Annotated in this window: 21 protein-coding genes; 7 read left to right on the top strand and 14 right to left on the bottom strand. The window is 74.4% G+C overall.

Annotation, left to right across the window (positions count from 1 at the left end):
• Nucleotides 1-4: 4 nt before the first annotated feature.
• Nucleotides 5-1,171, bottom strand: coding sequence for an RNA polymerase sigma factor (locus tag HOP40_RS18005; RefSeq protein WP_205346801.1), 1,167 nt, complete (start codon nt 1,169-1,171; stop codon nt 5-7).
• Complete coding sequence (locus HOP40_RS18000) at nt 1,168-1,572, bottom strand: YciI family protein (protein ID WP_172160106.1); 405 nt, start codon at nt 1,570-1,572, stop codon at nt 1,168-1,170. The genes HOP40_RS18005 and HOP40_RS18000 overlap by 4 nt, the downstream gene beginning before the upstream one ends.
• 230 nt (nt 1,573-1,802) lie before the next feature.
• On the opposite strand from HOP40_RS18000, the gene HOP40_RS17995 reads away from it, so the two are divergent.
• A complete protein-coding gene (locus HOP40_RS17995; protein ID WP_172160104.1) occupies nt 1,803-3,311 on the top strand; it encodes a C1 family peptidase in 1,509 nt (502 codons plus the stop codon).
• Between the two features lie 8 nt (nt 3,312-3,319).
• Here the strand turns inward: HOP40_RS17995 and HOP40_RS17990 are convergent, their stop codons facing one another.
• On the bottom strand, nt 3,320-4,198 hold the full coding sequence (locus HOP40_RS17990; RefSeq protein ID WP_172160102.1) for a helix-turn-helix transcriptional regulator: 879 nt from the start codon (nt 4,196-4,198) through the stop codon (nt 3,320-3,322).
• 101 nt (nt 4,199-4,299) lie between these two features.
• Here HOP40_RS17990 and HOP40_RS17985 point away from each other — a divergent pair, with 101 nt between their 5' ends.
• Both HOP40_RS17985 and HOP40_RS17980 read left to right on the top strand, forming a co-directional pair.
• Nucleotides 4,300-5,505, top strand: coding sequence for a multidrug effflux MFS transporter (locus tag HOP40_RS17985; protein WP_205346800.1), 1,206 nt, complete (start codon nt 4,300-4,302; stop codon nt 5,503-5,505).
• A gap of 35 nt (nt 5,506-5,540) precedes the next feature.
• A complete protein-coding gene (locus HOP40_RS17980) occupies nt 5,541-6,563 on the top strand; it encodes a zinc-dependent alcohol dehydrogenase family protein (RefSeq protein WP_172160100.1) in 1,023 nt (340 codons plus the stop codon).
• A gap of 41 nt (nt 6,564-6,604) precedes the next feature.
• Here the strand turns inward: HOP40_RS17980 and HOP40_RS17975 are convergent, their stop codons facing one another.
• Nucleotides 6,605-7,744: a cupin domain-containing protein gene (locus HOP40_RS17975; RefSeq protein ID WP_205346799.1), complete on the bottom strand. Its 1,140-nt coding sequence runs from the start codon at nt 7,742-7,744 to the stop codon at nt 6,605-6,607.
• A gap of 125 nt (nt 7,745-7,869) precedes the next feature.
• Here HOP40_RS17975 and HOP40_RS17970 point away from each other — a divergent pair, with 125 nt between their 5' ends.
• Nucleotides 7,870-8,787 carry a LysR family transcriptional regulator gene (locus HOP40_RS17970; RefSeq protein WP_172160098.1) on the top strand — a complete coding sequence of 306 codons (918 nt, stop codon included), beginning with the start codon at nt 7,870-7,872 and terminating at the stop codon, nt 8,785-8,787.
• Between the two features lie 29 nt (nt 8,788-8,816).
• Here the strand turns inward: HOP40_RS17970 and HOP40_RS17965 are convergent, their stop codons facing one another.
• From HOP40_RS17965 to HOP40_RS17955, 3 genes are all read right to left on the bottom strand, one after another.
• Nucleotides 8,817-10,022: a cytochrome P450 gene (locus tag HOP40_RS17965; protein ID WP_172160096.1), complete on the bottom strand. Its 1,206-nt coding sequence runs from the start codon at nt 10,020-10,022 to the stop codon at nt 8,817-8,819.
• A 34-nt stretch (nt 10,023-10,056) separates the two neighbouring features.
• Nucleotides 10,057-11,379: an MFS transporter gene (locus HOP40_RS17960; protein ID WP_172160094.1), complete on the bottom strand. Its 1,323-nt coding sequence runs from the start codon at nt 11,377-11,379 to the stop codon at nt 10,057-10,059.
• Between the two features lie 200 nt (nt 11,380-11,579).
• Complete coding sequence (locus HOP40_RS17955; RefSeq protein WP_172160092.1) at nt 11,580-12,182, bottom strand: TetR/AcrR family transcriptional regulator; 603 nt, start codon at nt 12,180-12,182, stop codon at nt 11,580-11,582.
• 92 nt (nt 12,183-12,274) lie between these two features.
• On the opposite strand from HOP40_RS17955, the gene HOP40_RS17950 reads away from it, so the two are divergent.
• Nucleotides 12,275-13,087, top strand: coding sequence for a crotonase/enoyl-CoA hydratase family protein (locus tag HOP40_RS17950; protein WP_172160090.1), 813 nt, complete (start codon nt 12,275-12,277; stop codon nt 13,085-13,087).
• A gap of 803 nt (nt 13,088-13,890) precedes the next feature.
• On the opposite strand, the gene HOP40_RS17945 is transcribed toward HOP40_RS17950, so the two are convergent.
• Nucleotides 13,891-14,883 (bottom strand): LLM class flavin-dependent oxidoreductase, encoded by a 993-nt coding sequence (locus HOP40_RS17945; protein WP_172160088.1) that lies wholly within the window; start codon nt 14,881-14,883, stop codon nt 13,891-13,893.
• Nucleotides 14,884-15,150: 267 nt separating this feature from the next.
• Between HOP40_RS17945 and HOP40_RS17940 the strand changes: the two genes are divergently transcribed.
• Together HOP40_RS17940 and HOP40_RS17935 are read left to right on the top strand one after the other, a co-directional pair.
• Nucleotides 15,151-17,103 carry an acetoacetate--CoA ligase gene (locus HOP40_RS17940; protein WP_172160086.1) on the top strand — a complete coding sequence of 651 codons (1,953 nt, stop codon included), beginning with the start codon at nt 15,151-15,153 and terminating at the stop codon, nt 17,101-17,103.
• Entirely contained in the window at nt 17,103-17,846 is a 744-nt protein-coding gene (locus tag HOP40_RS17935; RefSeq protein ID WP_172160084.1) for an LLM class flavin-dependent oxidoreductase, read from the top strand. Before HOP40_RS17940 ends, HOP40_RS17935 begins: the two co-directional genes overlap by 1 nt.
• Nucleotides 17,847-17,851: 5 nt before the next feature.
• Here HOP40_RS17935 and HOP40_RS17930 read toward each other — a convergent pair whose 3' ends face one another.
• The 6 genes from HOP40_RS17930 to HOP40_RS17905 form a co-directional block, all read right to left on the bottom strand.
• Complete coding sequence (locus HOP40_RS17930) at nt 17,852-18,130, bottom strand: hypothetical protein (protein WP_172160082.1); 279 nt, start codon at nt 18,128-18,130, stop codon at nt 17,852-17,854.
• Nucleotides 18,131-18,267: 137 nt separating this feature from the next.
• Complete coding sequence (locus HOP40_RS17925; protein WP_172160080.1) at nt 18,268-20,046, bottom strand: FAD-dependent monooxygenase; 1,779 nt, start codon at nt 20,044-20,046, stop codon at nt 18,268-18,270.
• Nucleotides 20,043-20,927 (bottom strand): alpha/beta fold hydrolase, encoded by an 885-nt coding sequence (locus HOP40_RS17920; protein WP_205346798.1) that lies wholly within the window; start codon nt 20,925-20,927, stop codon nt 20,043-20,045. Before HOP40_RS17920 ends, HOP40_RS17925 begins: the two co-directional genes overlap by 4 nt.
• Nucleotides 20,924-21,544 (bottom strand): cysteine hydrolase family protein, encoded by a 621-nt coding sequence (locus HOP40_RS17915; protein ID WP_172160078.1) that lies wholly within the window; start codon nt 21,542-21,544, stop codon nt 20,924-20,926. The genes HOP40_RS17920 and HOP40_RS17915 overlap by 4 nt, the downstream gene beginning before the upstream one ends.
• A gap of 28 nt (nt 21,545-21,572) precedes the next feature.
• Complete coding sequence (locus HOP40_RS17910; RefSeq protein ID WP_172160076.1) at nt 21,573-22,646, bottom strand: LLM class flavin-dependent oxidoreductase; 1,074 nt, start codon at nt 22,644-22,646, stop codon at nt 21,573-21,575.
• Nucleotides 22,647-22,660: 14 nt separating this feature from the next.
• Nucleotides 22,661-23,608 carry a 3-carboxyethylcatechol 2,3-dioxygenase gene (locus HOP40_RS17905; RefSeq protein WP_172160074.1) on the bottom strand — a complete coding sequence of 316 codons (948 nt, stop codon included), beginning with the start codon at nt 23,606-23,608 and terminating at the stop codon, nt 22,661-22,663.
• Between the last annotated feature and the right edge of the window lie 99 nt (nt 23,609-23,707).

Raw genomic sequence — 23,707 nt, 5'->3', positions numbered from 1 at the left:
CGCCTCAGCCGCGCAGCGCCTGCCCGATCCGCGCCGCCTGCTTCGCGAGGTGGTGGCGCTCGGCGAGGTTCGGGGCGCGGCGCGCCGCCTCGGCGTAGAGCCGCGCCGCCTCCGCCCGGTCCCCCGCCCGCTCGTGCAGGTACGCCGCGGCCGCGGTGCGGCGGGGCAGGCCGGGGTCGACGTCGGCCAGCGCCGCGAGCCCGGCCGCCGGCCCGTCGGCCTCCCCCACGGCGACGGCCCGGTTGAGCCGCACGACCGGGCTGCCGGTGATCCGCAGCAGCTCGTCGTACCAGCCGACGATCTGCGGCCAGTCGGTCTCCTCGGCGCGCGGGGCGTCGGCGTGCAGGGCGGCGATCGCGGCCTGCGCCTGGAACTCGCCGAGCCGGTCGCGGGCCAGCGCCGCCTGCAGGACGGCGACGCCCTCGGTGATCAGCGCGGTGTCCCACAGCGAGCGGTCCTGCTCGGCCAGCGGGACCAGGCTGCCGTCCGCCCGCGTGCGCGCCGGCCGCCGCGCGTGGTGCAGCAGCACCAGCGCGAGCAGGCCCGCGGTCTCCTCGTCGTCGGTGCGCCCGGCCACCTGCCGGACCAGCCGGAGCGCCTCCTCCGCGAGGTCGACGTCGCCGGTGTAGCCCTCGTTGAACACCAGGTAGAGCACCCGGAGCACGGTCGCGAGGTCGCCCGGCGCGTCGAACCGCACGTCGCGCACCGTCCGCTTGGCCCGGCTGATGCGCTGGGCCATCGTCGCCTCCGGCACGAGGTAGGCCTGCGCGATCTGCCGGGTCGTGAGGCCGCCGACGGCGCGCAGCGTGAGCGCCACCGCCGACGCCGGGGGCAGCGACGGGTGCGCGCACAGGAAGAACAGCGCGAGCGTGTCGTCCACCGCCGCGGCCGGGCCGGGCGGCGGCTCGACCGCCACCCGGTCCTCCCGGTCGCGCCGCGCGGCCTCGGACCGGCGGGCGTCGAGGAGCTTGCGCCACGCGACCGTGACCAGCCAGCCCTTCGGGTCCTCGGGCGGGCGCTCCGGCCAGGTCAGCGCGGCCTGGACGAGCGCCTCCTGCACGGCGTCCTCGGCCGTCGCGAAGTCGGCGCCGCGGCGCACGAGGATCCCGATGACGCCGGGCGCCACCTCCCGCAGCAGCCGCCCGTCGACGACCCGGCCGGGCCCGGTCACTCGGTGACCGTCGGCGGTGCGGTGAGGAACGGGCGCAGCTCCAGCCACTCGTGGATCGGCTTCCCGCCGGCCCCGGGCGCCGCCGACAGCTCCCCCGCGAGCTCCAGCGCCCGGTCGTGGCTCTCGACGTCGATGATCATCCAGCCCGCGATCAGGTCCTTCGTCTCCGCGAACGGCCCGTCGGTGACCGGCGGGCGCCCCTCCCCGTCGTGCCGGACCCACGCGCCCTCGGGCGAGAGCGCCTGGCTGTCGACGAACTCCCCCGTGGTCTCCAGGCGCGCGGCGAACTCGTCCATGTACCGCACGTGGTCCTCGACCTCGGCCGGCGTCCACCGGTCCATCGGCACGTCGTTGACGGCCTCGGGCGCGCCGCGGTAGTGCTTGAGGAGCAGGTACCTCATGGTGGTCTCCCTCTCTGCGGTGCGACCCCGTCGGCCGCATCCACCCCGGGGACGGGGCAGCCGGACCGTTCTCGACACCCGCGCCCACATTCTTCCGAAGAGATTCGCCGCCGCAGTGGACGGCCGGGACGTTGCTCCGTTCGGTCGCCAACCGTCGTCCCGTCGCGGCGTCTCTTCCTGTGGCTGGCCGCGGCACCACCGCCCGGCCCGGACGAGAGCAGGCCCCACCGATGTCGATCGCGCAGTTCGTGCTGGAGAGCGCGGAGGGGACCCTGCGGGTCCTGAGCGGGTACCAGTACCAGGAGCCGCCTGCGGACGCCAAGCGCTTCAGCGCCGGGCGCCCGAGCGGGGGGCTCCCGCCCAAGGTCGACCTGCGCGAGTGGATGACCACGGTCGAGGACCAGGGCCAGACCAACACCTGCACGGCCAACGCCACCGCGGGCGCGTACGAGTACCTGATGAAGCGGCACCTGGGCGACGACGCCTACGACGTCAGCCGCATGTTCATCTACTACAACGCGCGGACGCAGTCGGGCGGCGAGATCGCCGACGAGGGCGCGGTGCTCGTCGACGTCATCGAGGGCCTGCGCCAGCACGGGGCCTGCGCCGAGGACTCGTGGCCCTTCGAGCTCGACACCGTGAACGACGAGCCCCACGCGGACGCCTACACCGAGGCCGAGTCGTTCCTCGTCGAGGACGTCCAGCTGGTGCCCACCGACCTCGACGAGTGGCGCGGCGCGCTGGCCGAGGGCTACCCGATCATCTTCGGCATCTCCCTCTACGACTCGTTCTACAAGCAGCGCCGGCCCGGGCTGGTGCCGATGCCGACGCAGCAGGAGTCTCAGCTGGAGCGCCACGGCGGCCACGCGATGCTGTGCGTCGGCTACTCCGACGCCGACGAGGTCTTCATCGTCCGCAACTCCTGGGGAGCGGAGTGGGGCGACCAGGGCTACTGCTACATGCCCTACGGCTACCTCATGGACCCCCGGCAGAACGACGGCGACTCCTGGATCATCCGCCAGGTCGAGGTCGTCGACGAGGAGGCCGGCTGGGGCGACGAGGAGTCGGTGCTCACCGAGGTCGGCACGTTCCTGGCCGAGATGGACGAGGACGCCTACGGCGAGCTCGTCGACGCGATGGGCGAGGTCGCCTTCGAGCGCCGCATCGCGCTGCTGTTCGTGGCGGTGGCGGCGGCCGACGGGGAGGTCGACGACGCGGAGCTCGCCCAGGCGGCCCTGCTGCTGCAGCCGGTGCTCGACTCGCTGAGCTCCTCGATGTCGCCGGAGAAGCTGCTGCGCAAGGCGCAGGCGCTGTTCGACGGCGACGACGCCGAGGACCTCATCGGCGAGACCATCGTCCTGTTCGCCGAGCACGTCCCGGCCGACGTCCTGGCGAGCCTGCTCGGCCAGCTGCGCGAGGTCGTGGAGGCCGGGGACGGGGAGGACGAGGACGAGACCGAGGTGCTCGACGCGATCGTCGTGGCCTGGCAGGTGGAGGAGTTCGTCAGCGACGAGGCCGAGGTGGAGGGCGAGGAAGAGGGCGAGGAGTCGGACGAGTCCGAGGAGGACGAGGAGTCCGACGAGGAGGACGCCGACGAGTCCGAGGACGAGGAGTCCGAAGACGAGGAGTCCGAAGAGGAGGAGTCCGAAGAGGAGGACTCCGAGGACGACGAGGGCTACGAAGAGGAAGAGGAGTCGGAGGACGACGAGGAGTACGAGGAGGAAGAGGAGCAGCGCTAGGGGGTGCGTCAGGGGTGGTGCAGCGCTGCCGGGCTGTGCTCGGCTGCCAGCGAGGCCAGCAGCCTGAGGCGCTCGGCGGAGGCCGAGCCGGGTTCGGCGGTGTAGACCAGAAGGACCAGCCCGGGCTCCGCGGTGATCGCCAGCTCCTCGTAGGCGAGCACGAGCTCCCCCACCTCGGGGTGGGCGAAGCGCTTGGTCCCCGTGCCGTGGGTGCGCACGTCGTGGGCGCCCCACAGCGTGCGGAACACCGGGCTCTGCATCGACAGCTCGCCGACGAGGTCCTGCAGGCCGCGGTCGTGCGGGTCGCGCCCGGCCTCGGCCCGCATGATCGCGACGCACATCTCCGCGAACGCCTCCCAGTCCGGGTAGAACGCGCGGGAGGCGGGGTCGAGGAACTGGAAGCGCGCGAGGTTGGGCGTGCGGCCGCCGTCGCCGATCACCGGTGAGTAGAAGCGCCGGCCCAGCGCGTTGGTGGCGAGCAGGTCCTGCTGCGGGTTGCGGACGAACGCGACGCCGTCGGTGATCGCGTCCAGCGCCCAGGCCAGGCTCGGCCGCGCCGCGCCCGGGCGGCTCGCGCGGCGGCGGGCGCGGCCCGAGGTGGGGATGCCGTCGGCGGCGCGGGCGAGGTCGAGCAGGTGCGCGCGCTCGGTGTCGTCCAGGCGCAGGGCCCGCGAGACCGCGTCGAGCACCGACGCCGACGCGCCGGCGATCGCGCCGCGCTCGAGCTTCGCGTAGTACTCGACGCTGACCCCCGCCAGCACCGCGACCTCCGCGCGCCGCAGCCCGCGCACGCGCCGGTTGCCCCCGGCGGGGATCCCGACGTCGGCCGGGGACACCTTGGCCCGGCGCGACATCAGGAACTCGCGGACCTCGTCCCGGTTGCGCATGTCCCGAGCCTAGGCGCGGTGCCGCTGAGCTGGGGCGCTCTGCGGGTACACCCTTCGGCAGGGACTCCCACCCCGCCCGCCCGGGGCCTTGACTGGGTCGCGTGAACCGCTCCTCCCGCCTCCTGCCGGCGCTGCTGCTCCTGCTCACCGTGTTCGGCCCGGTCTCGATGGACCTCTACCTGCCGGTGCTCCCCGCGCTGACCGCCGAGCTCGGCGCCGCCACCTCCACGGCCCAGCTGACGATCACCGCGTGCCTGCTCGGCCTCGCGCTGGGCCAGCTCGTCGCGGGCCCGCTGTCGGACCGGTACGGGCGGTCGGTGCCGCTGCGCGTCGGCGTCGTCGCCTACGTGGTGACGTCGCTGCTGTGCGCCGCGAGCCCGACGGTCGAGGCGCTCGTCGCGGCGCGGCTGGTGCAGGGCGTCGCGGGCGGGGTGGGCATCGTCATCGCCCAGGCCGCGGGCCGCGACCTCTACTCCGGCGGCGCGCTGATCCGCTACTACGCACGCCTGACGGTGCTCGGCGGGCTCGCGGCCGTCGTCGGGCCGGTGCTGGGTGGGCAGCTCGCCCGGTTCACCGACTGGCGCGGCCTGTTCGTGTTCCTCGCCGCGCTCGGGGGGCTGGTCCTGCTGGCCGTCGCGCTGGTGCACCGCGAGACCCTGCCGCCGCACCTGCGCACCACCGGCGGGTCCGCGCAGACCGGCCGCGACGTCCGCGCGCTGCTGGCCGACCGCGTGTTCACCGGCGCCGTCCTCGTGCAGGGGTTCGTCCACGCCGCCCTGTTCGCCTACCTCAGCGGCGCGACCTACGTGCTGCAGGGCGTCTACGGCCTCACGCCGCAGCAGTACGCGCTCGCGTTCGGCCTCAACTCCGCCGGGTTCATGCTCTGCGGCCACCTCGCCGGCCGCGCGACCGAGCGGTGGAGCGCGACGGGCACGCTCACCGTCGGCCTGGTGCTGTGCGGCGCCGGCGCGCTCGGGCTGCTCGCGGCCGGGCTCGTCGCGCTGCCGCTGGCCGCGGTGGTGGTCTCGCTGCTGGTGATGGTCGGCGGGGTCGCCGCCACCACCCCTCCGACGACCACGCTCGCCCTCGCCGACCACCCGCGCACGGCGGGCACGGCGTCCTCCCTGCTCGGCACCGCCCGGTTCGCCTTCGGCGCGGTGTCGGCCCCGCTGGTCGGGATCGCCGGCGCGGCCGCGGTGCTGCCGCTGGGCCTGGTCACCGTCGTCTCCACCGTCCTGGCCGCCGTCGCGGCGGCCCGCATCCACCGTCCCGTCCCCGGGCGCGCCGAGCCCCAGCTCGTCGCCTGAGCACATCACCACTGACCGAGAAGGAGACCACCACCATGCGTGGAGTCGTCATGCACGCCCCCGGCGACGTCCGGGTCGAGCAGCGCGAGCGCCCGACCGTCGTCGAGCCCACCGACGCGGTCATCCGCGTCACCGCCGCCTGCGTCTGCGGGTCGGACCTGTGGCCCTACCGCGGCGTCGAGGAGCTGGCGGGGCCGACGCCGATGGGCCACGAGTACGTCGGCGTCGTCGAGGAGATCGGCGCCGACGTGCGGAACGTCGCCGTCGGCGACTTCGTCGTCGGGTCGTTCTTCGCCTCCGACGACACCTGCGAGATCTGCCGCGCCGGCTACCAGAGCCGCTGCGTGCACGCCGTGCCGATGGGCTCGATCGGCACCCAGGCCGAGTACGCCCGCATCCCGCTGGCCGACGGCACGCTCGTCGCCACCCCCACCGCCCCGACGCCCGAGCAGGTGCCGCACCTGCTCGCCGCGTCCGACGTCCTGGGCACCGGCTGGTTCGCCGCCGTCGCCGCCGAGGCGGGCCCCGGCAGGACCGTCGCCGTGGTCGGCGACGGCGCCGTCGGGCTGCTCGCCGTGCTCGCCGCCCGCCGCCTGGGCGCGGAGCGGGTCATCGCGATGAGCCGCCACGCCGACCGCCAGGCCCTGGCCCGCCGCTTCGGCGCCACCGACGTGGTCACCGAGCGCGGGGCCGAGGGCGTCGCGGCCATCAAGGAGCTGACGGGCGGGCTCGGAGCGCACAGCGTCGTCGAGGCCGTCGGCACGCAGGAGTCGATGATGCAGGCGATCCGCTCGACCCGGCCCGGTGGGCACGTCGGCTACGTCGGCGTGACCCACGACGTCTCCCTCGACGGCATGGAGCTGTTCTTCTCCGGCGTGCACCTGCACGGCGGCCCCGCCCCCGTGCGGCGGTTCCTGCCCGAGCTGGTCGAGCTGATCCTCGCCGGCGAGATCCACCCCGGCGACGTCTTCGACCTCACCCTCCCCCTCGACGACGCCGCCGAGGCCTACCGGGCGATGGACGAGCGCCGCGCCACGAAGGTCCTGCTGACGCCCTGACTCCCCCACCCCCACCGCACGTCATGGAGGAGGGGTGGGCGTCAGGTTCCGGACTGGCGCGGGCCCAGGTAGCCGGTCTGGCCGGCCTCGGAGCCCAGGGCGAGCACGGGCCCGTCGAGCTCCTCCTGCCACACCAGCGACTCCATCGCGATCTGCAGCGGGTGGTCCTGCACGGTGAAGGCGCCGAAGCCCTCGTCGCCCCAGAAGTGGGCGTGCTCGGACCAGCCCGGTGCGGACAGCAGCAGGTCGCCGGCCTTCCAGCTGATCTCCCGGCCGTCGACGACGCTCGAGCCGCGGCCGCGGAAGTGGTAGTTGATCGCCACGGACGTGTGCCGGTGGCCGGGCCCCGCCTCCTTGCGCGGGCTGCCCGGCGGCACGGTCATCGCGGTGACGAAGAAGCTCTGCGTGGCGCCGGAGCGCCGTCCGGTGGCCGGGTTGTAGTAGGCCATGATCGGCCGCTTGCCGTCGCCGGGCCGTGACGACAGGTGCTGCTCGACCTCGCTCCACGGCCACAGCAGCGGCGGGTTGTCGACCACCTCGATGTCGACGAGGTGCTCGTAGCCGCGCAGCCGCGCCCCCTCCGTGCCGATCGGGACGTCCGGCGACTTCTCCCGCACGTAGTCCCCGCCGTCGACGACCTCCCGCTCCGGCGGCACGACCGACGCCAGGCGCTCCACGTAGTGCACGCCGAGCGCGGCGAGCAGCGGCGAGTTCGAGTAGCTCAGCCGCACCCACGGCTGCGACGACTCGTTGCGGAACACGTAGGGCCGCATCGCCGGCACCGTGGCGACGTCCCAGCGGCGCTGCACGTGCGCGACCCCGGCGACGTCGACGACGCCCTCCCCGCGGAGGCCGATCTGTACCAGGCTCGCGTTCTGGCGCACCGGCGCCGTCGCCTCGCCCGGCAGGAGCACCTCCACCGCGACCTGCACGCCCGGGGCCAGCCCCAGCCCCGGGCCGGTGGCCTCGGGGTGCACCAGCAGCGCGACCCGGCGGCCGTCCGGCGGGGTCGGTCCCTGCGACAGCCGCTCGATCTCGGCGTCGATCCGCTCCCCCTCGATCTTGACCGGGGCCCAGGGCACCACCCCGTTGCGGACCGCGCCGCTGGCGTCGACCAGGCGGACCCCTTCCGCGCTCGTGCCGCCGAGCTGCGCCTCGACATCGACGTCGATCGTGGTCATCGCTCCTCCTCCGAACTCCCCGGACGGGTGGACGGACGTCCGCCCCGTCGTGTCCGTCCGACGCTAGGCAGGGCCGACCCATAACGCCAATGCCGAGTTCCGGATGGACTGATAACCTCCGCGCTATGGACCTGCGCGCGCCGTTGCGTCGCCTCGAGATCTTCTGCCTGGTGGTCGACGAGGGCGGGGTGACGCGGGCGGCCGAGCGGCTGCTCGTCGTGCAGCCCGCGGTGTCGGCGCAGCTGCGCGCGCTGGAGAAGTCGCTGGGCGCGGTGCTGTTCGCGCGCAGCGGCAACACCCTCGCGCTCACCGAGGCGGGCGAGCGCGTGTACGTCTGGGCCAAGGAGGTGCTCGCCGGCTGCGCGCAGGTGCAGCGCGACGTCGACCAGCTGGCGGCGGGCCAGGCGGGCTCGCTCGTCGTGCACGCGAGCATGGCCGTCGGCACCTACCTGCTCCCGCCCGTGCTGACGGCGCTGCGGGCCGACCGCGCGGGCGCCCGGATCACGGTGCACGTCGGCGAGCCCGCGGTGGCCATCCGGGCGGCCGAGGTCGGCAGCGCCGACTTCGCCGTGACGACGCTGCTGGACACCCCCACCCCGGAGACGCTGACCTCGACCCGGCTGTGGGAGGAGCCGATCGTGCTCGGCGTCGGGCCGAACGGGCCGGCCGTGGGCGAGAGCGTGAGCCTCGCCGAGATCGCCGCGATGCCGCTCGTCGCCGCCCCGCAGGACGTCGCCTTCGACCGGATGCTGCGCGCGCAGCTGCAGCGGATCGGCGCCCCCGAGCTCGACGTCATCATCCGGCTCGGGCACGCCGAGGCGATCAAGCAGGCGGCCGTCGAGAACGGGTGGGCGTGCCTGCTGCCCTCCTACATCATCGCGAACGACCCGCCCGGGCGGCTGCGCGGCGTGCCGATCCGCGACGCGCACCTCGTCGAGGGCATCGGGCTCTACCACCGGCCGACGAAGTACTTCTCGCCGCTGCAGCAGGCCGCCCTGGACGCCCTGCGGGCGCGGGGCCGCGAGCGCGCCGCGGCGGGCTGACCCCGCGGCCGGGGCCGGCCCGCCGCAGGTCACGCGCGCACGCGGACGGGCAGCGTGCGCAGCGAGGGGAACATCAGCGACGGGTACCGGGCGGACTCCCCCGCGGCCTCGATCGCGGAGAACCGGCGGACCAGGCCGAGCACCGCCTCCTGCAGCTGGACCCGGGCGAGCGGCGCGCCCAGGCAGTGGTGCAGACCGCCGCCGAAGGAGGTGTGCCGGCCGGCGTTGGGCCGGGCCGGGTCGGCGACGGCGGGATCGGGGAACACGCTCTCGTCGAGGTTCGCCGCCCCGGCCGCGCACAGGACGGTGGCCCCGGACGGCACCACCGTGCCGTCGGACGCGGTGTGGTCGGCGGTGAGGATCCGCGGGATCGTCTGCACCGGGGCGCGCAGGCGCAGCGTCTCCTCCACCACGCCCGGCACGAGCGCGGTGTCCGCGCGCACCCGGTCGAACAGCCCCGGCTCGGCCGTGAACAGCTCGATCGCGTTCGAGATCGAGGTCCGCGTCGTCTCGAAGCCGGCGTCGAGCACCGTGTGCATCAGCGACAGCACCTCGTCACGGGATAGGTCGCCCGCCTCCTCCGCGTCGAGCAGGCGCCGCACGAGCTCGGTGGGCTCGGCGGTGCGGCCGAGCAGCCCGTCGAAGTAGTCGAGGTAGAACTGCGCGACCTCGTCGAGGCGGGCCCGCTGCTCGTCGGGCAGCGGGAACGGCGAGAAGATCATCAGGAAGTCGGTCTGCACCCGCAGCAGGTCCGCCCAGTCCTCGTCGGGCATCCCGACCAGCAGGCGCAGGACGCCCTTCGGCACGCGGGCGGCGAGGTCGGTGACGGCGTCGAACACGCCTCCGCGGGCGGCCACCGCGTCGAGCTCCACCTCGACCTCCGCGGCCGCCGCGGCCCGCATCCGCTCGGCCGGGCGGGCCGTGAACAGCGGCCCGACGACGCCGCGCAGCCGGGTGTGCACCGGGCGGTCGGTCTGCACCATGTTGGCCCGCAGCCGGCGCGCGGCCGGGCCGGAGCCCATCCAGGCGGGGGCGTCGACGCCGGCGGGGTGCATCCGGCTGGTCGTGTCGCGCAGGACGGCCTGCACGTCGACGTACCGCGACACCACCCAGGGGGCGCCGCCGTCCCCCAGCGGGATCGCCGGCGCGGTGTCGCGCAGGAGGCGGTAGGCCTCGTGCCGGTCGCCGACGAGGAAGGCGGGGTCGTGCAGGTCCGGGAGTGCCGTGGTGGGCATGGTGACCTCTCAGTCGGGCGGGGTCCGGGGACGGTCAGGCCGTCTCGGCGACGGCCGGGGCGGGTGCGGCGGTGGAGTGCTCGACGGTGTGCGGGCTGCGCAGCGCCCGCGCGGCCGCCAGGCTCACCAGCCCGAGCAGGACGAGGTAGGCCGACAGCGCGGTGGCCGACCCGGTCGCGGCGACGAGCAGCGTCGCGACGATCGGGGCGATGGCCCCGCCCAGGACGCTGCCGATCGCGTACGACACCGAGGCGCCGCTGTAGCGGACGGCTGTCGGGAAGGCCTCGGCGATGAAGGCGCCGTACGGCCCGGACGTCATCCCGATGCCGGCCCCGGCGACCAGGCAGGCCACGAGCACGCCCGCGGTGCCGCCGCCGTCGACCAGCCAGAAGTAGGGGAACGCCCACAGCGTCAGCACGACGAGCGACGCGGTGATCACCGCGCGCCGCCCGAACCGCTGCGCCAGCAGCGCGCCGACCGGGATGGCCGCCGCCCAGACGAGCGCGGTGACGGTGGTGATCGCGAGCATCGTCGACGCGCCGACCAGGCCCCGCGCCGCGACGTAGGACAGGGTGAAGACGAGCAGCACGTTGCCGAGCCCGGACGCCAGGATGTTGACGCCCGACGCGGGCATCAACCTCCGCGGCGCGCGCAGCACGTCACGCAGCGGGGACCGGCGGACCTCCTGCTGCGCCCGCGCCCGCTCGAACTCCGGGCTCTCGTCGAGCCGCAGCCGCAGCACGAGCCCGAAGACCACCAGCAGTGCACTGAGCAGGAACGGGATCCGCCAGCCCCAGGCCGCGAACGCCGCCTCGTCGACCGAGAGGCGCAGGACCAGGAAGACCAGGCTGGCCAGGACGACGCCGAGCGGCAGCCCGACCTGGGGCAGCGAGCTGTAGAGCGTGCGCCGCGACGGCGGGGCGTGCTCCAGCGCGAGCAGCGTGGCTCCGCCCCACTCGCCGCCGACGCCCAGGCCCTGGGCGAAGCGGAGCACCACGAGCAGGATCGGCGCGGCGACGCCGATCGTGGCGTAGGTGGGCAGCAGCCCGATCAGCAGCGTGCCCACGCCCATGACCAGCAGCGACAGCACCAGCATGCTGCGGCGGCCGATCCGGTCGCCCCAGTGCCCCATCAGCGCGCCGCCGACCGGCCGGGCGACGAACCCGATGGCGAACGTGGACAGGGCCGCGAGGGTGCCGGCGACCGGGGAGGCGCCGGGGAAGAACTGCGGCCCGAACACCAGTGCGGCGGCCGTGCCGTAGATGAAGAAGTCGTACCACTCGATCGTCGTCCCGATGAGGCCCGCGAGGGCGACCCGGCGGGCCGCCGGGCGCGGCGGGGCGGCGGATTCGGACATCGTCGTCTCTTCTCGTCGGGTCCGGCAGCGCCGGACGGCGTGCGCACGGGCGGCCCGACGGGCCGGCGCGGTCCCGGGTGCGCGTCCCGCTCGCGGGTCGGCGGTCCTGCGGGCCGTCGTGACGCAGACCACGCTAGGCAGCGACTTCCCATAGCGCCAGTACGTGACTCGGCATGAGCCGATCACGCATTCCTGATGTGTTAGGGCAGCCGGGCGGTGACGACCCCCAGGGCCATCGCGGCGACGCGGTCGGCGAAGCCGTCGGCGGGGGGTGTCCCGGCGGGCGAGAGCGGCCGCACGAGGGTCTCGGTCATGACGCCGACGACCGCGGCGGACGAGACGGCGACGTCGTGCGCCGGCACCGCATTCTCGGTCACGGCGAGCGCGACGAGGTCGGCCAGCACCTCCCGGAACGCCTCCCTCAGCTGGATCCGCAGCGCCTCGACGGCCGGCCCCGACGGCTCGAACATGAGCGCGTACGCCAGCGGCCCGGCCTGCAGGGAGCGCTCGCAGAAGCCGCGCACGGCCACGGCGAGGCGCGCCAGCGCCGGCCCCCCGTCGGCCGCGACGGCCTCCCGCATGACGCCGAGCTCACGCCGGACGACCCGCTGGTAGATCTCCGCGAACAGGTCGGCCTGGGACGGGAAGTGCGTGTAGAGCGAGCCGACGCCGACCCCCGCGCGCAGCGCGATGAGCGACATCTGGGCGCCGCGGAAGCCGCCCGAGCGGATCACCTCGACGGCGGCCTCGAGGATCCGCTCGCGCGCCTCGTCGCGGCGGCGTGCGGTCGAGGTGCGGGGCATGGCTTGACCGTACCCGAATCGTGAATCAGGATTCACGGAAGCCGGTGCGTTACCGAGGCCGGCCCCGTCGCCCGTCGTCCCAGGAGGAACCCGTGATCAGGACCGAGAAGGACGGCGACGTCTGGACCGTCGTGCACAGCCGCTACGACGAGGCGCGCAACGCGATGGACCCCGACAGCGCCGACGCCCTCGTCGAGGCGATGCTGGAGTTCGACCGCGACCCGACCGCGTCCGTGGCGGTGCTCTGGGGCGAGGGCGGCGCGTTCTGCGCGGGCTGGGACCTCAAGTACGCGAGCACGCTGGACGACCGCGACCGGTTCCACGACGAGTTCGTCGCCGAGCTGAACTTCCCGATGGGCGCGAACCCCGCCCCGCGCGGGCCGCTCGGGCCGACGCGCCTGGAGCTGTCCAAGCCGGTGATCGCCGCCGTCGAGGGCCCGGCCGTGGCCGGGGGCATGGAGCTCGCGCTGTGGTGCGACGTCCGCGTGATGGCCGCCGACGCCTACTTCGGCGTGTACTGCCGCCGCTGGGGCATCCCGCTGCTCGACGGCGGCTCCGTCCGCCTCCCCCGCCTCGTCGGCCAGGGCCGGGCGATGGAGATCATCCTGACCGGCCGCCAGGTGCCCGCCGAGGAGTCGCTGCGCATCGGGCTGTGCGAGCAGGTCGTCGAGCCCGGCGGCGCCCGGACCGCCGCCGAGGCGATGGCCCGCGACATCGCCCGGTTCCCGCAGGAGGCCGTGCGCGCCGACCGCCGCTCCGCGATCGAGAGCTACGGCCTCCCCGTCCGCGAGGCCCTGCGCCGGGAGTGGGCCAACGGCGTCGAGGCGCACTACGCGGAGGGGGCGTCGGGAGCCGGCCGGTTCGTCGGGGGTCGGGGGCGGCACGGGGACTTCAGCGCGATCTGACCCGCCTCCCGCCCCTCCCGCGCGCGTTCCCGCCTCCCGCGCGCGTTCCCGCCTCCCGCGCGCGTTCCCGCCTCCCGCGCGCGTTCCCGCCTCCCGCGCGCTTTCCCGCCTCCCGCGCACGTTCCCGCCTCCCGCGCACGTCCCGCCTCCCGCGCACGTTCCCAGCTGCCGCGCACGTTCCGAGTCCCGCGCGCGTTTCCCGCTCCCGCGCGCTTTCGGGGCCGCGCGGGAACCGGTTCGGTGCGCGGGAACCGGTTCGGCGCGCGGCGACACCGACCGAGGACCCCGCGGCGGCGGGGGCGGCTGGACCGAACGGGGGGGAACCTCGAGCCCCGCGTCAGCACACCTGCAGCGGCGGCTCCGCAGCCACCGCCCCCACGCACGCCGCAGACGACTCCCGCGCACGTTCCCGGCTGCCGCGCGCGTTTCCCGCTCCCGCGCGCTCCCGGGGCCGCGCGGGAACCTGTTCGGTGCGCGGGAACCCCAACGGCGCGCGGGAAGCGGCGGCGCCGGCGACCCCGCGGCGACGAGGGCCTCTGGCCGAACGGGGGCAGCTCGAGCCCTGCCGCGTCGAGCACATCCCCAACGGCAGCTCCGCAGTCACCGCGACGCACGCCGCGGACGACTCCCGCGCACGTTCCCGGTTGCCGCGCGCGTTTCCCGCTCCCGCGCGCTCCCGGGGCCGCGCGGGAACCTGTTCGGTGCGCGGGAACCCCAACGGCGCGCGGGAACCGTCGAGAACGACCGAGCACCGCCGTCCAGCGACGGCGGTGCTCGGGGCGATCAGTGCTGCGGGGCGGGGCTCAGGAGGCCTCCACCTTCGGCATGATGTCGTTCTTGATCCGCTTCAGGTCGTCGAGCGTCTTCGACACCGGCACGTCCGCGAACGGCGGCCAGATCAACGGCATCGTCAACCCCGCCTCCTTGTACGACTTCAACCGGTCGGTGATCTGCCCCTCCGACCCCACCATCAAGTTCGTCACCTTCCCCGCCGGCGACTGGTCCACATCCACATCCGTGATCACCGTCCACAACATCGAACAGATGTCCAGATCATCCACCGACCGCGGCGTGTCCAACTCATCGAGCTCCCGCTGGATCGACCCCCGCCAGTTCCGGATGTCCTCCGGCGAGTCCTGGATCCCGATCCACCCCGACAACCCGTACTTCGCGATCCGCGCCGCCGACCGCTTCGGATCCTTCAACCCCGAGAAGTAGATCGGCGGACCCGGCTGCTGCACCGGCTTCGCCCCGAAACCACACGACTCGAAATCCGCGAACTCCCCGTGGTACTCGAACAGCTCGTTACCCCAGATCCCCTGCATGATCTCGATCGTCTCCCGCACGTGCTTGTGCCGCTTCGGGAAGATGTGCGCCGCACTCGCCGCCGCGAACTCCTCCGGCATCCACCCCGACCCCACACCCACGTTCAACCGCCCGTTGGACAGGTGGTCGATCGTGGCCAACTCCGCCGCCAACACCCCCGGCGACCGGTACGGCGTATCGATGATGCTCATCCCGATCCGCACCTTCGACGTCTTCGCCGCCAACCACGGGATCAACGGCATCCCCTGGAACCACTCCCCCCGCGCGGAGACCGGCAGCGCCTTGGGCAGACCCTCCATCATCCCGAACGAGTACTGCAGCTCCTGACGGTCCGAGGACTCCGGCACCACGATCCGGTCCAGCGTCCACACCGAGTCGAAGTCCAGCTCCTCAGCCAGCTCGGTGAGGTCCTCCAACTCCTTCACCGTCACCTTGTCACGGAAGTTGGGCAGGTAGAGAGCGAGCTTCACGGGATACGGCCTCCTTGCCGGACACTGTGGACGACGGGCCGGCGCAGACCTCGAACCGGCACGTGTGCGCACGTGTCGGCCCGACACGCACGGTTGGGGATGACCTTAACGGGCCGCGTGACCTGGGTCACGAGGAAGATCGTGTCGGGTACGAGCCGGTCGTCGTCGACACGGTGGTCCCCGTCGCGTCCCCCCTCTAGGTTGACCGGCAGGAGATCCCGTCCGGCGGCCACCGTCGCCGGCGACCGCACGGCGAAGGCGACGCGCATGACCGACACGATCTGGAGTCCGACGCAGGCCCGCATCGAGGGCTCGGCGCTGCGCGGGTACCTCGACTGGCTGCAGGAGCGCGAGGGGCGCGCCTTCCCCGACCACGACGCCCTCTGGGCCTGGTCGGTCGAGGACGTCGGCCGGTTCTGGGTCTCCCTGGTCGACTACTACGGGGTGGAGCCCTCCGCGCCGTGGACCGAGGTCCGCACCGACGACCCGATGCCGCGCACCCGTTGGTTCACCGGGGCGACGCTGAACTGGGCCGAGCAGGCGCTGCGCCGCGGGGCCGGCGACGCCGTCGCGCTGGTGTGCGTCCAGGAGGGCGGCCGGCCCGCGCGCGAGATCACCTTCGACGAGCTGCGCCGCTCGGTCGCGGGCGTCGCCGGCTGGCTGCGACGCGCGGGCGTGCGCCCCGGTGACCGCGTCGGCGCCTACCTCCCCAACACCGAGCACGCCGTGATCGGCGCGCTCGCCGCCGCCGCGGTCGGCGCGGTGTGGGCGTGCTGCTCCCCCGACTTCGGCGCCGAGGGCACCACCGGCCGCCTCGCCCAGCTCGAGCCCACCGTCCTGATCGCGACCGACGGCTACCACTGGAACGGCAAGGAGGTCGACCGCGCCGACGTCGTGGCGCACCTGCGCGAGAACCTCCCGACGCTGCGCCACATCGTCCACGTCGCCTGCGTGTTCGACCGGCCCCACCCCGAGGGCGCGACGCCGTGGGACGAGGTGGTGGCGACCGAGGCCCCGCTCGAGTTCGAGCAGGTCGAGTTCTCCCACCCGCTGTGGGTGCTGTTCACCTCCGGCACCACCGGCCTGCCCAAGGGCCTGGTGCACGGGCACGGCGGCATCACGCTGGAGGGCCTGAAGTGGTCGGGCCTCTACGCCGGGATGCGCCCGGGCGAGCGGCTGTTCGCGTTCACCTCCACCGGCTGGGCGCTGTGGAACATGCAGGTGAACGTGCTCATGCAGGGCGCGGGGATCGTCCTGTACGAGGGCAGCCCGGGCTACCCGGCCGGCGCGGTGTGGGAGGTCGCGGCGCGCACCGGGGCGCAGGTCGTGCTGATCGGCGCCGCGGTGATCACGGCGACGGCGGGCACCGGCGTCCGCCCGGCGCAGGAGCACGACCTGAGCCGGCTGCGGCACGTCATGGTCAGCGGCTCGGCGCTGCCCGAGGCGGGCTACCACTGGGTCATGGAGAACATCGGCGCGGACGTGCGCATCGACTCCACGAGCGGCGGCACCGACGTCTCCGGCGCGTTCGTCGGCGCCAACGAGTACACGCCGGTGCGGCCGGGCCGGATCGGCGGGCGGCTCGCGGGCGTCGACTGCGCGGCGTGGGACGAGGACGGGAACCCGGTCGTCGAGTCGGTGGGCGACCTCGTGATCACGCAGCCGATGCCGTCGATGCCGATCCACCTGTGGAACGACCCCGACGACGCCCGCTACACCGAGTCCTACTTCGACACCTGGCCCGGCGTCTGGCGCCACGGCGACTGGGTGACGATGCACGCCGACGGCAGCGTCTCGGTGCACGGCCGCTCGGACTCCACGCTCAACCGCCAGGGCGTGCGGCTGGGCAGCAGCGACTTCTACGACGTGCTGGAGACCCTGCCGGAGATCAGCGAGACCCTCGTCGTCGGCGTCGACCTCCCCGACGACGGCTACTGGCTCGGGCTGTTCGTCGTGCCGGCGCCGGGCCAGGTGCTCGACGACGCACTGAAGCAGAAGATCGTCTCGACGCTGCGCACGCGCCTGACGCCGCGGCACGTCCCCGACGAGATCGTCGAGGCGCCCGCCGTGCCGCACACCCTGTCGGGCAAGCGCCTCGAGGTGCCGATCAAGAAGCTGCTCAGCGGCCGGCCGCTGGAGAAGGCGGCCAACCTCGCCTCCGTCGACGACCCCGACGCCCTGCGCTGGTACGCCCGGTTCGCCGAGGGCCGGCAGGCCTGATGCGCCTGGGTGCGACGCTCGCCCACCTGTCCGACGCCCCGCCCCACCCGGTCGCGGAGTGGGCGCGGCGCCTGGCGGGTGCGGGGTTCGAGAGCCTGTGGACCCCGCAGATCATCGGGCGCGGCCCGCTGGTGCCGGACCCGTTCGTCACGCTCGCGGCGGCGGCCGCCGCGACCGGGGGCGTGGCGCTGGGGACGGCCACGGTGCAGGTGCCGCTGCACCACCCCGCCGACCTCGCCCACCGCGTCCTCTCGCTGATGGCCGTGTGCGGCGACCGGCTGTCGCTGGGCGTCAGCCCCGGCTCGACGCGGGACGACTACGCCGCGCTCGACCGCCCCTACCCCGCCCGCTTCCGCACCTTCGACGAGAGCGTGGCCCGGCTGCGGGTCCTGCTCACCGAGGGCCGCGACGAGCACGCGGTCCTGGCCCCCGCGCCGCCCACCGGCCCTCCGCCGGTGCTGCTCGGCTCGTGGGGCGCGAAGGTCGAGCGGGCCGCCCGCGAGTTCGACGGCTGGCTGGCCTCGGCCTACCGCACCACGCCCGACGAGATCGTCGCCGCGCACGCGCGGTACCGGGCGGCGGGGGGCCGGCGGGCGGTCGTGTGCGCCGTGCCGGTGGCGGCCGACCCGGGCCCCACGGGCGAGGTCCTGCACCGCTACGCCGAGGCCGGCTTCGACGAGGCGGTCGTGCTGATCGGGCCGGACGGGCCGGACCCCGAGGACGTCCGGGCGGTCTTCCCGTAGGACGCTCAGGCGTCGGTGGAGCGGTGCACGCCGATCAGCCGGTCGACCGCGGTGACCACGGCCAGCGCCTCGGTCACGATCTCCCGCGGCAGCGAGGCGACCTGGCGGCCGACGGCGTCGAGCAGCGAGGCCTGCGCCTTGCCCAGGTCGCCGCGGAACGGGTCGGTGCGCGCGTCGTGCTGGGCGGAGATGCGGAGCATCTGCGCGGTCTCGGCGATCGCCGCACTGTTCGCGCGCACGTAGGCCGCGCGGCGCTGCGCCGGGGTCAGTTCGGCAGAGGACACGGCAGGGCCTTCCCGTGGACGGCATCGGCCCGGCGGCCGGGCGCCCTTCCCCGGCGTCCGGCCACCGGAGACCCGACCCTACGGCAGATCGAACATCAGTTCGACACCCCCGCCGGGTGACGCGCGCCCCACGTCGGTCAGTAGTCGGCCGACAGCGCCGCGCTCAGCGCCGACCGCAGCCGGGCCAGGGCGTCGTCGTCGTCCCGCACCGCGTCGCCGTGGCGCCAGGCGACGTAGCCGTCGGGCCGGACCAGCAGCGCCCCGGCCTCGTGCACCTCGCGCAGCCGCGCCCAGTCGCGGTAGGCGTCCTCGGCGCCCGGCGCCCCGATGACGACGGTGCGCAGGAACGGCAGGTCGAGCTTCGCCGCCGCGCGCACCCACGAGCCGCCCGACAGCCCGGTGACCAGCGACATCCGCCCCTTGCCGGTGACGTCGAGGGTCGACGTGCGCCGCCCGGCCCCGTCGACCAGCCACGCGTGCGGCAGCTTGGCCCCGGGCCGGGTCGTGGCCTGCAGGTGCAGCTCGCGGTCGCGGGCGAACACCTCCTCCCCCGCGTCCCCGTCGGGCACGACCGCGGTGGAGGCGTAGCGCTGGTTGAGCTCGACGCCCTGGGCGTTGAACTCATGGTTCTTCAGCTCCAGCGCCGCGGTGAGGGCCTCGCGCACGGCGACGCCGTCCGGGCCGGGGTCGCGCAGCTTCGCGAGTCCCGCGGCGACCGGGTCGGCCTCCCCCGTCGTGCGGAAGCACTCGTTGAGCGGGGCGTAGTCGACGCGCGACCGGTTGGCCCGCGCGACGACCTGCGCCCCCACGGGCACCCGCTCGTCGGAGTAGGTCTCCAGCAGCTCCGGCCCGGCGTGGCCGTGGACGACGAACGCGAGCTTCCAGGCGAGGTTGAACGCGTCCTGGATCGAGGTGTTGGACCCCAGCCCGCTCGAGGGCGGGTGGCGGTGCACCGCGTCGCCGCCGCAGAACACCCGGCCCGAGGAGTACCGGGTGGCGTGCGCCTGGTTGACGTACCAGCTGGAGCAGGACTCGATCTCGATCTCCAGGTCCGGGTCGCCGACGTAGCCGCGGATGCGCGCCGTCACGGACTCCGGGTCGAAGTCGGGTCCGGGGCCGTCGAGGGCGTAGCCCCAGCCGGCGATCCAGGTGTGCCACGGCCGGATCGCCCGCAGCAGGCCCATGCCGATCTCGCCGAACGCCGCGCTCGGGGTCATCAGCCAGTGCAGGATCGACGGGCGGTGCTCGACGTAGCGGCTCAGGTCGGCGCGGAACAGCACGTAGGCGGTGGCCGCGCGGGCCAGCTCGCCCTCCATCGGCAGCCCGAGCTCCTCGACGACCTGCGAGCGCGCGCCGTCGGCGCCGATCATGTAGCGGGCGCGCAGGGTGTACTCCCGCGACGTCGTGAGGTCGCGCAGCGCGACCGTGACGCCGCTGTCGTCCTGGGTGTGGCCGAGGTACTCGGTGGTGAAGGCGAACGTCGCGCCGCGCGCCGCCGCGGCGCCCACCAGCACCGGCTCCAGGTGCGGCTGCGGGATGTCGAGCATCGGGCAGGGGCTGCCGGTGAGGTAGTCGGTGGCGCGGTCGGGCCCGGTCCCCCACGTGCGCAACCGCGCGATCTCGGGGCCGGCGAGGCTGGTGGCGAACAGCGTGTCGCCCATCTGCTCCCACGGCGTGGCGTGCTTCGTGGCCTCGGCCTCGACGCCCAGGTCGCGCAGCACCTCGACCGTGCGCTGGTTGGTGATGTGCGCGCGCGGGGTGTTGGCCAGCCAGTTCCAGCGGGTCACCGCGTGCACGCGGACGCCGTAGGTGGCCAGGGCGAGCGCCGCGGCCCCGCCGGTGGGGCCGGTGCCCACGACGAGGACGTCGGCGTCGTACCCGTCGGCGTCGGGCCCGCCGGCGTCGGGCCCGCTCACGGCGTCCCCTCCCCCGTCAGGAACGCCAGCGCCACCTCGTTGAACCGCTCGCGCTGCTCCCACTGCGGCCAGTGCCCCGCGTCGGTGATCAGCTCGAACCGGCCGCCGCGGATCTTCTCGGCCATCTCCAGGCCCGCCCCGGCCGGGCCGGACGGGTCGTCGCTGGTCCAGATGACGAGCGCCGGACCGGGCACGGCGGCCAGGTCGGCGTCGGTGACCATGTTGCGCCGCCGCACGTCGGGGTCCTGCAGGCACAGGATGTGGCGCATCGACTCCGCGAACCCGGGGCGGGAGTAGATCGCGCGCCGGATCGCCACGAGCTCGTCGGTGACGGTGGCCGGATCGGCCATCAGCCACTCCAGGCGCGCCCGGATCCGCTCCTCGGACGGGTCGTCGGCGGCGGCCTGGGACAGCCCGCGGATGCGGTCCATCACCTCGGGGCTCGCCATCGTGCCGCCGGGGGTGTTGAGCACGAGCCTCCCCACGCGTCCCGGGTGTGCGGCGGCGAACTTGACCGCGACCCAGCCGCCGAGGGACTCCCCGTTGAGGTGGGCCCGTTCGACGCCGAGCGCGTCGAGCAGCCCGGCGAGGTGCTCCACGTAGGTGTCGAGCTCCAGGTCGGCCGTCGCGTGGGTGGTGTAGCCGTGGCCCGGGTAGTCGTAGGCGATCACGCGGAAGCGGCCGGCCAGCGCAGCGACGTTGTGGGCGTATGCCTCCAGGTGCCCGCCCGTGCCCGGCATGAGGACCAGCGGCTCGCCCTCGCCGGCCTCCAGGACCCGGGTGCGCCAGGGCGCGACGTCGACGTAGTGGACGCGGTGCTCGACCGCGCCCAGCGCCACCCAGACCGGGACGTCCGTCCGCGGGACGACGGCCGCGCTCACGCGCCCACCCCGGCCCCGGCCGTCAGACCGGCGAGCAGCTCGTCGGTGCTGACGACCTCGGCGAGCAGGCCGAGCGAGGCCAGCGACGCCTCGTGCGCCTCCGGTGACCCGGCCGAGCACGCGTCGGAGACGACGACGGTGCGGTAGCCCAGGTCCGACGCGACGCGGGCGGTGCCCTCGACCGAGGCGTTGGTCGCGACGCCGCAGAACACGACGGTGTCGACGCCCGCGGCGCGCAGGACGGCGTCGAGCTCGCTGCCCTGGAACCCGCCGACGCGGTGGTGGGTGACGACGCGGTCGCCGTCGCGCGGGGCCAGCTCGTCGGTGACGGCGGCGCCGGGGCTGCCCTCGGCCAGGCACCCGGTCTGCGCCACCATCCCGAGCAGCGGGGAGTTCGCGTCCAGGTCGGCGGACCCGGGACGGAACGCCACCCGCGTGTGGACGACGGCGGCACCGGCGGCCCGGGCGGCGTCGAGCAGGCGCGCGGCGGTCGCGAGCACGCCGGTGCGCTCGACCTCGGCGCGGAAGAACCCGGCGAACGCGCCGTCCGGGCCGACGACGTCGTTCTGGAAGTGCACCGCGACGATCGCCGTGGTCTTCGGGTCGAAGCTGGTCATCTTCGATCGGTTCCTCTCGGAGGGTGGGTCAGACGCGGGCGAGGATGGACGAGCCGATGTCGGCGATGTCGCGGGTGGCGGTGAAGGGGTTGGAGAGGAAGACGCTGACCATGTCGCAACCGGCCTCGCGCATGAGCTGGGTCTTCTCCAGCAGGTCGTCGGGGCTGCCGTAGAGGCACCAGTAGTCGACGAGCTCCTTGGTGATCAGCGGGCGGTGCACGGGGTCGAGGCCGCGCAGGTACTTCGCCCACGTCTCCAGGTAGTGCGGGGCGTCGGCGGCGGTGGGGTCGCCGATGTAGGCCGTGGCCGCGTCGGTGGAGGCCTTCACGATGCCCTCGCCGAGCTCGTCGACGTGGGCGTTCATGAACCCCGCGTTGGTGATGCAGGAGCTGATCGGGCCCGAGCCGAACCCGTTGTCGATCCCGTCCTCCCAGGTCTCGCCGTCGCGCAGCCGGTAGAACCAGGACAGGGCGACGAGCTTGACCGAGCCGGGCGGGCGTCCGGCCTCGGCGACGGCCTTGTCCAGCTCGCGGCGGACGACGCCGATCATCTCGGGGTTCGGGCCGAGGCAGTAGGTCATGTAGTCGGCGTGCTTCGCGGCGACCGCGAAGCCGCGCGGGCCGCCTGCCGACATCCACACGTCGATCGGGTCGTCGAGGTTGTACCAGTGGCCCTGCTTGTCGAGGAACTCGATCTCGCGCCGCTGCCCGAGCCAGTCCTGCGTCACGCGCTCCCCTGCGAGCAGGCCGCGGGTCGTGTCGAGCGCGGTGTCGAGCTCGTGGATCGTCGCGGGGCGGTGCCCCATCGAGCGCAGCGCGTTGTTGGCCGTCCCGATCCCCAGGAACGTCCGGCCGGGAGCCAGCGCGTTGAGGGTCGCGATCGAGTTGGCGGTGACCGGGGGGATCCGGGTCAGCGGGTTGGTCACCCACGTCCCGAGCTTGATCGTCGAGGTCTCGCGGGCCGCCAGCGCCAGGTACTGGTAGGGGTCGCTGAACAGCAGCGGCCCCTCGCCGACGCCGAAGTGGCTCGCGCCGAGGTCCTCGGCCTGCCTGGCCCAGCCGACCTCGTCGATCTTCGCGCAACTGCCGATGCAGAACTCCATGACTGCTCCCTCGCTCAGGTGACGGCCGCGGTGGCGGCCGTGGTGATGCCGAAGCCGGCGATCCACTCCGGGACGGGCCGGTAGAACGACGACCGGACCTCGTAGGGGCCGGCGGTGGACAGCGCGGCGTAGGCGGCGATCCAGGTGCGGACCTCGTGGGAGGAGTGGCCGGCCTGCTCCACGAACTCCTCGGGGGTCCACGTGTCGATCTCGTCGAGTTCGCCCGCGGCCAGCAGCGCCATCAGCCGCCGGTCCCACTCCGGGTTGAGCGGGGCGATCGTCGAGGTGCCGGCCGCGAAGGCGCGACCCGCGGCGTAGACGCGCTGCTCGTGCTCGGCGCGCTGGGCCGCCGTCGGGTGGCGCCCGGCGATCAGCCGCTCGGCCACGGCCGGAGGTGCGCCGTCGAGCCGCGGCACGGGCGGGTCGTGCGACAGCCCGCCCGACCCGAGCACGAGGACCCGGCGGTCCAGCGCCGCCGCCGCCCGCCCGAGGGCCTCGCCCAGGCGCCGCACCCGCGACATCGGCCCCAGCGGCTCGGCCACGGAGTTGATGAACACCGGCACCAGCGGTACCGCGTCCAGGCCGCCGAACAGGATCTCCAGCGGCTGCGCGAGGCCGTGGTCGACGAACATCCGCTCGGAGTAGGCGAGGTCCAGCCCCTCGGCCAGCACGTGCCGGACCAGCGCGTACGCCGCGTCGCGGTCGACGGGCAGCGGGCCCGCGGCGGTCCGGTAGTCGCCCACCGACGTGGCGCCGGTGCCCAGGCAGAACGGCGGCATCATGTCGTAGAAGAAGCCGTTGTAGTGATCGGGACCGAGCAGCAGGACCAGGTCCGGTGCGAAGTCGGCGACGAAGGCCCGGGCGTCGGCGAAGGCCTCCTCCACGGCGGCCGCGACCTCCGGCGCCGGGTCGTTCTCCCCCATCAACGGCGAGTGCGACGTCGTGCACACGGCCAACGGCATCTGCGTCCTCCACTCCGAGTCGCTCTGTCACTATCCGTAACTGACATGCTAGCGTGCTTGCAGCACAGTAGGGCTCGGGGCACAGCAGCGCAAGGGAGG

This window comes from Pseudonocardia broussonetiae (assembly GCF_013155125.1).
GTDB lineage: Bacteria > Actinomycetota > Actinomycetes > Mycobacteriales > Pseudonocardiaceae > Pseudonocardia > Pseudonocardia broussonetiae.
Note: the sequence above shows the minus strand (reverse complement) of the source record. Positions and strands in the feature narration are given on the sequence as shown.

Excerpts from the sequence above, each read along its gene's own strand:
- HOP40_RS18000 (WP_172160106.1), bottom strand. The coding sequence starts at position 1,572 with ATGAGGTACCTGCTCCTCAAGCACTACCGCGGCGCGCCCGAGGCCGTC.
- HOP40_RS17995 (WP_172160104.1), top strand. The coding sequence starts at position 1,803 with ATGTCGATCGCGCAGTTCGTGCTGGAGAGCGCGGAGGGGACCCTGCGG.
- HOP40_RS17990 (WP_172160102.1), bottom strand. The coding sequence starts at position 4,198 with ATGCGCAACCGGGACGAGGTCCGCGAGTTCCTGATGTCGCGCCGGGCC.
- HOP40_RS17980 (WP_172160100.1), top strand. The coding sequence starts at position 5,541 with ATGCGTGGAGTCGTCATGCACGCCCCCGGCGACGTCCGGGTCGAGCAG.
- HOP40_RS17975 (WP_205346799.1), bottom strand. The coding sequence starts at position 7,744 with ATGACCACGATCGACGTCGATGTCGAGGCGCAGCTCGGCGGCACGAGC.
- HOP40_RS17970 (WP_172160098.1), top strand. The coding sequence starts at position 7,870 with ATGGACCTGCGCGCGCCGTTGCGTCGCCTCGAGATCTTCTGCCTGGTG.
- HOP40_RS17965 (WP_172160096.1), bottom strand. The coding sequence starts at position 10,022 with ATGCCCACCACGGCACTCCCGGACCTGCACGACCCCGCCTTCCTCGTC.
- HOP40_RS17960 (WP_172160094.1), bottom strand. The coding sequence starts at position 11,379 with ATGTCCGAATCCGCCGCCCCGCCGCGCCCGGCGGCCCGCCGGGTCGCC.
- HOP40_RS17955 (WP_172160092.1), bottom strand. The coding sequence starts at position 12,182 with ATGCCCCGCACCTCGACCGCACGCCGCCGCGACGAGGCGCGCGAGCGG.
- HOP40_RS17940 (WP_172160086.1), top strand. The coding sequence starts at position 15,151 with ATGACCGACACGATCTGGAGTCCGACGCAGGCCCGCATCGAGGGCTCG.
- HOP40_RS17935 (WP_172160084.1), top strand. The coding sequence starts at position 17,103 with ATGCGCCTGGGTGCGACGCTCGCCCACCTGTCCGACGCCCCGCCCCAC.
- HOP40_RS17915 (WP_172160078.1), bottom strand. The coding sequence starts at position 21,544 with ATGACCAGCTTCGACCCGAAGACCACGGCGATCGTCGCGGTGCACTTC.
- HOP40_RS17910 (WP_172160076.1), bottom strand. The coding sequence starts at position 22,646 with ATGGAGTTCTGCATCGGCAGTTGCGCGAAGATCGACGAGGTCGGCTGG.
- HOP40_RS17905 (WP_172160074.1), bottom strand. The coding sequence starts at position 23,608 with ATGCCGTTGGCCGTGTGCACGACGTCGCACTCGCCGTTGATGGGGGAG.